At 58.3% G+C, this 2833-nt stretch carries 2 protein-coding genes; both read left to right on the top strand.

Translation table 11 applies throughout. From position 1 onward, the window contains the following. The first annotated feature begins 495 nt into the window (after positions 1-495). A complete protein-coding gene (locus J2T09_RS09415; RefSeq protein ID WP_306833592.1) occupies positions 496-1917 on the top strand; it encodes a TolC family protein in 1422 nt (473 codons plus the stop codon). A gap of 180 nt (positions 1918-2097) precedes the next feature. Further along, entirely contained in the window at positions 2098-2829 is a 732-nt protein-coding gene (locus tag J2T09_RS09410; RefSeq protein ID WP_306833590.1) for an efflux RND transporter periplasmic adaptor subunit, read from the top strand. Positions 2830-2833: the final 4 nt, after the last annotated feature.

The raw sequence follows: 2833 nt of genomic DNA, 5'->3' as shown, positions 1-2833 counted from the left end.
GGCTTACCTTCCCGCGCATGAATGGCCCGGACATAACGCCCAGGCTTTGCGCCGGCGGGGTTTTCGCCCCGCCTGGCATCAGCGATCGCATTAACCGGAACCGAATATTAGGATTCAGTTGTTTACCAAATTACAAACAGCTACTATCAATTTTAGCAATACATGATGTTTTGGAAAACCCGTATTTTTCCGGCACATCACGAAAAACACCATTCACACTTCCTCATCCTTCACGGGAGGTTTTTTGATGCCTACACGTTCATAAGCGCTAATATGTTAGCGTCTTATTAATCATATTCGTAAATCTTAAATCAGCCCTGGGTTTTCGCTGTTCACGGATGGCCGCGTCTAGGTTGACCTGTCATGCGCGATGACGCCCGCGGCGCCTGTCGGCTTTCGGCGACGGGTATTTTTGCGGGTCGTAATTGAGGTGTAACGGTGAAATTTCCCTATTTATGGATCCTGCCGGTCAGTTTGATTGCAGTTGGATGCTCGGTGAAAACCGAACCGCTAAAGGCCGAGGCCAATGTTTCCTTCGCCAATGACAAGCTGGTGCGGGCGACGGCCAATCAGGAACCCATCACCGGTTCGATCGATCTTTACGAAGCCATGGCGCGGGCGCTGAAATACAACCTGGATACGAAGGTGGAAATCATGGAGGCTTCGTTGAAGCTCCGTGAAGCCGACCTCGTGAGCTACGCCGCACTGCCGAAACTGGTGACCGGCGCCGGTTATGCCGGACGTGACGAGGGCGATCCTTCGACACCGTCCACCCGCGACCCGAATGTGCGCACCGCCGACCTGACCTTCTCCTGGAACATTCTCGATTTCGGCCTTTCCTATGTCCGCGCCAAGCAGGCAGCGGATCAGGCGCTGATCCAGGAAGAGATGAAACGCCGCATCGTCAACAAGGTGATCGAGGACGTGCGCACCGCTTATTGGCGGGCAGCGAGCTACCAGCGCCTCGTCGGCCGCATGCGCGCGCTCGAAGGACGTGTCGCAAGGGCACTGCGCGAAACCCGCGGCCTTTCCGGTAGCGGCGAAGCATCTCCGCTGGTGGCGCTGACCTATGAGCGCGAATTGATCGAAGTGAAGCGCGAAGTGGAGCAGCTCGAGGGCGAACTGAGGGTCGCCAAGAGCCAGCTGGCAGCGCTGATGAACGTCACCCCCGGCACTGAATTCACGCTGTCGCTGCCCAAACGCAGCAGGCCGAAACTGAGCGTGCCCAACGATCTGTCGGAAATGTACCGCATCGCCGCATCGAACCGTCCGGAAATGCGCGAAGTCGCCTACCGCATGCGCATCAACGACCAGGAGGTCAATGCAGCCCTTCTCGATATTCTGCCGGGCTTCAGTGTTTATGCCGGCAAGAACTACGACAGCAACGACTTCATCACCGATCCCAACTGGGCCTCCTGGGGCGCGAAGGTGAGCTTCAACGCGATGAAGCTGTTTGCCCTGCCGGCGACGAACAGGAAGATCGAGGCGGAAAAGGAAGTGCTGGATGCACGTGCCTTGTCAGTCGCCATGGCCGTCATGACGCAGGTTCATATCAGCCGCGCCCGATTTGCCCATCTCAACAAATCCTATTCGACGGCGGCAGCCCTTTCCAACGTCTCACACCGCATTCTCACCCAGGTGCGGGCAGAAACGAATGCGCAGAAGACCAGCGAACAGATCCTTATCCGCGAGGAGATGAACGCGCTGGTGGCCGACGCCAAGCTCGATATGGCCTATGCCGACATGCAGAATGCCTATGCCAATGTCTATGCCTCGCTCGGCGTCGATCCATTTCCGCGCGGTCTGACGACCAAGGAAAGCGTTGCCGAGATTTCCACGCGCATGAAGGCGCTGTGGAACGAGGCCGGCGGCGCGGCGGTGATCTACGTGAAGCCCGAATTGGCGAGTGCTCAGTAACGCGTGAAGAGGTCGATCATGACCGATCGAACGACATTTTCGAACAAGGGATCGCGCCCGCATTTCTGCGGCGCGATCCTAAAGCGCGCCGCGATCCTTCGGATTCGCTTGTCACGCTTTAGGTCTTTTTTTTCGCATGTCGTTATCGCAAAACCGCCGCACACTTTTGCGCGACATGCCTTGGCCGTTTGCCTTTTCGGTTCTCTGACCAGTGCCGGCAGTGCGTGGGCTCAGGCCGGCAACGAGACCCTGCGCGGTATCGTCAAACCGGTCAACGAAGCGATGATCGCTTCCGACATGACTTTTCCGATCCGCTCGCTGCCGTTTCGCGAGGGCCAGAGTTTTGCCAAGGGCGATGTTCTCGTCGAATTCGAATGCGGTGATCTGGCCGCACAGGTGAAATCCGCCGAGGCGATGTTGCGCGCCGAAAAAATCACGCTCGAAAACAACGAGCGGCTGGCGAAATCGCGTGCAGTCGGCAATTTCGAGGTGGAACTGTCGCGCGCCAAAACCGATCAGGCCGCCGCCGAGCTTGAAGGGTTTCGCTCGAAAATGTCGCGCTGCACGATCCGCGCGCCCTATGACGGGCGTATTGCGGTGATGCGCGCGCATGCGCATGAAATCCCCGAACCGAACCAGCCGATGATGCAGATCGTTTCGCAATCGGATCTCGAAATCGAGATCCTGCTGCCGTCCGACTGGCTGCGCTGGCTGAAACCCCGCAGCCGCTTCACCATCCGCATCGATGAGACGGGAAAAAGCCTTGGCGCGGAAATCGTGCGCATTGCCGCCGTGGTCGATCCCGTCAGCCAGACGGTGAAGGTGACCGGACGTTTCTGGAACGGCGCGGACGGCGTGTTGCCCGGCATGAGCGGCGCAACCACGTTCGAAGACGTGCCGGCGAGCGAGTGACGGC

The sequence above is a fragment of the Neorhizobium huautlense genome, from assembly GCF_030811685.1.
Lineage (GTDB): Bacteria > Pseudomonadota > Alphaproteobacteria > Rhizobiales > Rhizobiaceae > Neorhizobium > Neorhizobium huautlense_A.
Note: the sequence above shows the minus strand (reverse complement) of the source record. Positions and strands in the feature narration are given on the sequence as shown.